The organism is Chloroflexus sp. (genome assembly GCF_034435895.1).
Classification (GTDB): domain Bacteria; phylum Chloroflexota; class Chloroflexia; order Chloroflexales; family Chloroflexaceae; genus Chloroflexus.
The window spans coordinates 1-5,271 of the sequence record NZ_DAOTWH010000214.1 but is presented as its reverse complement, the minus strand read 5'-3'; the positions used below and the strand labels follow the sequence as shown (position 1 = coordinate 5,271).

Here is a 5,271-nt window from a genome sequence, read left to right as displayed (position 1 = left end):
CCGCCCCGATGCGCGCACGCTCGTGGTGTTCGGCGCCGGCGCACAGGCGTTGCCGCAAGCGCAAGCCGTGCTGGCCGTGCGGCCCGCGATCAATAATGTCTGGATTGTCAACCGTACCCGCGATCGGGCGACCCTCCTTGCTGCGCGTCTGCGTGGCGAGGGCTTTCGCGGCGATATCCGGATCGCGACCGATCCAACCATGCCGCTCGCCGAAGCTGATGTGATCTGTACCGCTACCAGTAGCGCTACGCCGCTCTTCGCCGCCGAGCTGGTGCGGCCCGGCGCCCATCTCAACGCTATCGGCGCCTATCGCCCCGATATGGCCGAGATCCCGCCGGCGCTGGTTGCGTGCAGCCGGCTCTTCGTCGATCAGCGCCACGCGGCATGGGCCGAGGCCGGTGATCTGATCCAAGCGCGCGCCGCCGGCCTCATTGATGAACAGCATATCATTGGCGAGTTGGGCGAATTGGTGAACGGGACGGTTGCCGGGCGCACCGCCGCTGATGAGATAACGCTTTTCAAGTCGGTTGGCAATGCCGTGCAAGATCTCGCGGTGGCGGCGTTAGCGCTGCAACGCGCCAATGCATTAGGATTGGGGACTGAGGTCGCGCTCTGAGCTTTTGTTATCCATTGGCGCGGCATTATTCATCGAAATGTCACGCCTATTGCGTACAACGATAATAAAACGCAGAGGATCGGGTTGCTATCCACGCTGACGTAAGGAGACACGATTGTGAAGAACATTTGTGTGGTGGGCACTGGGTATGTCGGACTAACGACCGGCGTCTGTTTCGCCGATCTTGGCCATTCGGTCACGTGCATCGAAATTGATCTGCACAAGCTCGAACTGCTGCGCAGCGGCAAATCACCGATCTTCGAGCCTGGGATCGAAGAGGTGCAGGAGCGGAATATGCGCGCCGGCCGGTTGCGCTTTACCGATGACTATGCGGTCGGCATTCCTGAAGCTGAATTCATTTTCATTACGGTGGGGACGCCGATGGGTGAAGATGGGGCAGCCGATCTAACCTACGTCAAAGCTGCGGCGCGCAGCATCGGCAAGTATCTGCGCTCAGGTTCGATCATTATCGACAAGAGCACGGTGCCGGTCGGCACCGGCGATATGGTCGAAAACATCATCGCCGAGCACGCTGGCCCTGATGTCAAGTTTGATGTGGTCTCGAACCCCGAATTCTTGCGCGAAGGCAGCGCGCTCAACGACTTCTTCAAGCCCGACCGGATCGTGCTGGGGGCGAAGAATCGCGAAGCGGCGCAACGGGTGGCGGCGCTGCACGAGACGCTCGGCGCGCCAATTATTATCACTGATCTGCGCACGGCAGAGATGATTAAGTACGCCTCGAATGCGTTCCTCGCGACCCGCATCTCGTTCATCAACGAAATTGCCCAGATCTGCGAGCGGCTCGGCGCTGATGTGCGCGAAGTGGCGCGCGGGATGGGCGCCGACAAGCGGATTGGTTTCCACTTCCTCGAAGCCGGTGTTGGCTACGGCGGCTCCTGCTTCCCCAAAGATGTGCTGGCGCTCTACCACATGGCTGCCTCGGTTGGCTGCCACCCGCAATTGTTGCAGGCGGTGATGGATATTAACAACAATGCGCGCAAGCAGTTCGTCAAGAAGGTCGAGACGGTGCTGGGCGATCTGACCGGCCGGCTGATCGGTGTGTTGGGCTTGTCGTTTAAGCCCAATACCGACGACATGCGCGAAGCGCCGAGCGTTGATATTATCAATGCGTTGCTCAAGAAAGGGGCGCGGGTGAAGGCGTACGACCCGGTTGCGATGTCGCGGGCCGAAGAGTTGTTGCCGATCGTGACCTTTACCGCGACCGCCTACGACGTAGCCAAGGATGCCGATGCCTTGCTGCTCGTCACCGAGTGGAATGAGTTTAAGCAATTGGATTGGCAGCGGATCAAGCGCTATATGCGCCAGCCGGTGGTGATCGACGGCCGTAATCTTTACGATCCACGCGAGATGCGCAGTCTTGGCTTTACCTACTGGGGTGTCGGTCGCGGCGAGGCGCCGGTGACGTTGTGGGAAGAAGCCACGAATATTGGTGATTAATCAGGGGAAGCATCCTGCCGGGTGTTTCCATCGGGTAGCGCCGCACGGCTGTGCGGCGCTACCGTTTTTTGCCCCCAACACCCCATCCATTGCGTCGCCACATCCAAATCGCGTTACAATACGCCATGTATTCGGTTCAGACGCATTGAGGAGGCTCGCGATGAGCGATAATCGCCGCAGTCGCATGATCACCGAAGGCCCGCAGCGTTCGCCCAACCGGGCAATGTTGCGCGCGGTCGGGTTTGGCGACAACGATTTTACCAAGCCGATTGTGGGAATAGCGAATGGCCACAGCACACTGACGCCGTGTAACTCGGGGCTAGGTGCGCTCGCTGCGCGGGCGGAAGAGGCCATTCGCGCCGCCGGCGGCATGCCGCAGATTTTCGGCACGATTACCGTTAGCGATGGCATCTCGATGGGCACCGAAGGCATGAAGTATTCGCTAGTCAGCCGTGAGGTGATCGCCGATTCGATTGAAACGGTGGTCAATGCCCAACGGATGGACGGCATTCTTGCGGTGGGTGGCTGCGACAAGAACATGCCCGGCGCTTTGATCGCAATGGCCCGGCTTGATATTCCGGCCATCTTCGTCTATGGCGGCACGATCAAACCCGGCCACTACAAAGGCCGCGACTTGACCATCGTCAGCGCGTTTGAGGCGGTCGGTGAATACAGCGCCGGCCGGATCGACGAGCACGAACTGCTTGAGATCGAGCGCCACGCTTGTCCCGGCGCCGGTTCGTGCGGTGGTATGTATACCGCCAACACGATGTCGTCGGCGATTGAAGCGTTGGGTCTCAGCCTGCCCGGCTCTTCAACGATGGCCGCCGAAGACGAAGAGAAGGCGATCAGCGCGGCGCGCTCAGGCGAGGTGCTGGTGGAAGCAATCCGGGCCAATCGCACCGCTCGCCAAATGATCACCCGCAAATCGCTTGAGAATGCGATTGCGGTGATTATGGCGCTAGGTGGTTCGACCAACGCGGTGTTGCATATGCTGGCAATTGCCCATGCCGCTGATGTGCCGCTGACCATCGATGATTTCGAGACCATCCGCCAGCGCGTGCCGGTGCTCTGCGATCTGAAGCCGTCGGGCCGCTACGTGGCTACTGATCTGCACCGGGTGGGTGGGGTGCCGCAGGTGATGAAGATGCTGCTCAACGCTGGCCTCATCCACGGCGATTGCATGACGATTACCGGCCAGACGATCGCCGAAGTGCTGGCCGATGTACCCGACGAGCCTCCGGCTGGTCAGGATGTGATCCGGCCGTTCTCGCAGCCGATCTACGAGCAGGGCCATCTGGCCATTTTGCGTGGCAATCTGGCCGAAGAGGGTTGCGTCGCCAAGATTACCGGCATCAAGCAGCGCTGCATTACCGGCCCGGCGCGCGTCTTTGACGCCGAAGAGGAGTGCCTTGAGGCGATCTTGAGCGGGAAGATTAAGGCCGGCGATGTGGTCGTGATACGCTATGAAGGGCCGAAGGGTGGCCCCGGTATGCGCGAGATGCTAGCGCCGACCTCGGCGATCATTGGCGCTGGGTTGGGTGATAGCGTTGGCTTGATCACCGACGGTCGCTTCTCTGGCGGTACCTACGGCTTGGTCGTTGGTCATGTTGCGCCGGAAGCGGCGGTGGGAGGTACGATCGCGCTGGTTGAAGAGGGCGATAGCATTACTATCGATGCCGATGCCCGTCTCTTGCAGCTCAACGTTTCCGACGAAGAGCTGGCCCGGCGGCGAGCGGCGTGGCAACCGCGTCCGCCGCGCTATACCCGCGGCGTGCTGGCCAAATATGCTAAACTGGTCTCCTCGGCCAGCCTCGGTGCGGTGACTGACCGGTTTAGCGAGTAAGGCCAACCCCGGTAGGAGTCGCCTCGCCGGGCGGCTCCTACCCGTCACCGGGCGCGTATCCGCCCCACCCAATCACTCCGTTGGGCGCATAGCTCAACAATGCGTGCAACGCCGGATCGGTGAGGTTGATCAAGGTTGGGGCGGTGCTGCACAGCATCGGCAACCCCAACGCCTTCAGCCATTCATCGTCGTCGAGAGCGGCGGGCGGGCGCGGGCCAGTGTGGTCGGTGATCACCGCGAGATCGCAGCGGTCGAAGGGCAACCCTTCCCGCAAGAGACTATTGGTGTCAAATCCGATCACCAACGCCGGGCAAGCAGGATCGGCCAGCGCCGCGAGCACGGCTGCTCGATCAGCGTGATCAAGCGCGCGGGCTTGGTAACTGGCGGCTTGCTCGGCGACGGCGTAGCTGCGGTAGCGTTCGCCGGTGACGGCCACAATCGGGATACGGCCCAATTGCGACCACGGCGGTTGCAGATCAGGCGTGGCCCGCAGATCAGCCACCGTCACCGTCCGGCTTCGTTCGCCGTACCCCAGCAGCAAGCGTCTATCGGGCAATACCGTGGCCGGCAAATCGCGCCGGCGGGCATTCGCGATCAGTTGCAGTGCAGCGACCGGCAACGCCTGCGCTTGGCGGCGGTCGCGCAACGCCAGCAGCGGCTCGTCGGGATCCCACCTCTCGTCACCGGTGAGCTCGGCGTTTATGCCGTCGATCACATATTGGCATAATTCAGCGCCGAACTCCGGTTCGTTGGTCGTAAAGAGGGCGCTCAGCAGCACATCGCCGGATCGCGGTTGCGCCGTGACGTGTAGATGGGCGATGACTAGCCCGATCGCTAGCGCGCCGCCTTTGATGGCGCTGCGGAGCCGTTCGCTGTGGTCGGCGTTAGCGCTGGCCCGCAAGACCACGCTGGGTTGCGGGCGGTAGATGTTGGGGCCGTGCAGTGCGGCGAGTTGGACAATGGTGATTGGTCGCTGCATACGTGTGTATCCCGTAAGGCGAAACACCGTCGGGCGATAGCAGGTTGCAATGCGGTTAGGTTTGATTAACCATACAATCCCTTGGCGCCTTTGGATGCTGGTATATTGGGGGAGCCGCACCGCCGTACGGCTCTACCTGCGCGCCTTATGATACCACTGTTGCACCAACCCTACTTGGCGTGCATTCGCCATGCCCTGCTCGCCGCAACTCCCGCTGGCGCGCGCGTTGCGATCGACGTTGGCTGCGGCGATGGTTCCAAAACCCTGTGGCTGCGCGAGCGATGCGCCCCTGATGCGCTGCTGATTGGTATTGACCGCGATGCCGCCGCGTTGCGGGCAGCGCCGGCCTTGGCCGCCATCGCCGGCGACGCC

General features: G+C 61.8%; 5 protein-coding genes. 4 read left to right on the top strand and 1 reads right to left on the bottom strand.

Annotation, left to right across the window (positions count from 1 at the left end; genetic code table 11):
* From U9R81_RS12605 to ilvD, 3 genes are all read left to right on the top strand, one after another.
* Positions 1-616 (top strand): ornithine cyclodeaminase family protein (locus U9R81_RS12605; protein WP_416180963.1); only part of this gene is annotated, 616 nt, incomplete at its 5' end.
* 117 nt (positions 617-733) lie between these two features.
* On the top strand, positions 734-2,074 hold the full coding sequence (locus U9R81_RS12600) for a UDP-glucose/GDP-mannose dehydrogenase family protein (protein WP_322495798.1): 1,341 nt from the start codon (positions 734-736) through the stop codon (positions 2,072-2,074).
* 160 nt (positions 2,075-2,234) lie between these two features.
* Complete coding sequence (ilvD, locus tag U9R81_RS12595) at positions 2,235-3,920, top strand: dihydroxy-acid dehydratase (RefSeq protein ID WP_322495797.1); 1,686 nt, start codon at positions 2,235-2,237, stop codon at positions 3,918-3,920.
* A 37-nt stretch (positions 3,921-3,957) separates the two neighbouring features.
* On the opposite strand, the gene U9R81_RS12590 is transcribed toward ilvD, so the two are convergent.
* Positions 3,958-4,899, bottom strand: a complete 942-nt coding sequence (locus U9R81_RS12590; protein WP_322495796.1) for a DUF4938 domain-containing protein — start codon at positions 4,897-4,899, stop codon at positions 3,958-3,960.
* A 147-nt stretch (positions 4,900-5,046) separates the two neighbouring features.
* Between U9R81_RS12590 and U9R81_RS12585 the strand changes: the two genes are divergently transcribed.
* Positions 5,047-5,271, top strand: a 225-nt coding sequence (locus tag U9R81_RS12585) for a methyltransferase domain-containing protein (RefSeq protein WP_322495795.1), incomplete at its 3' end; no start/stop codon positions are given.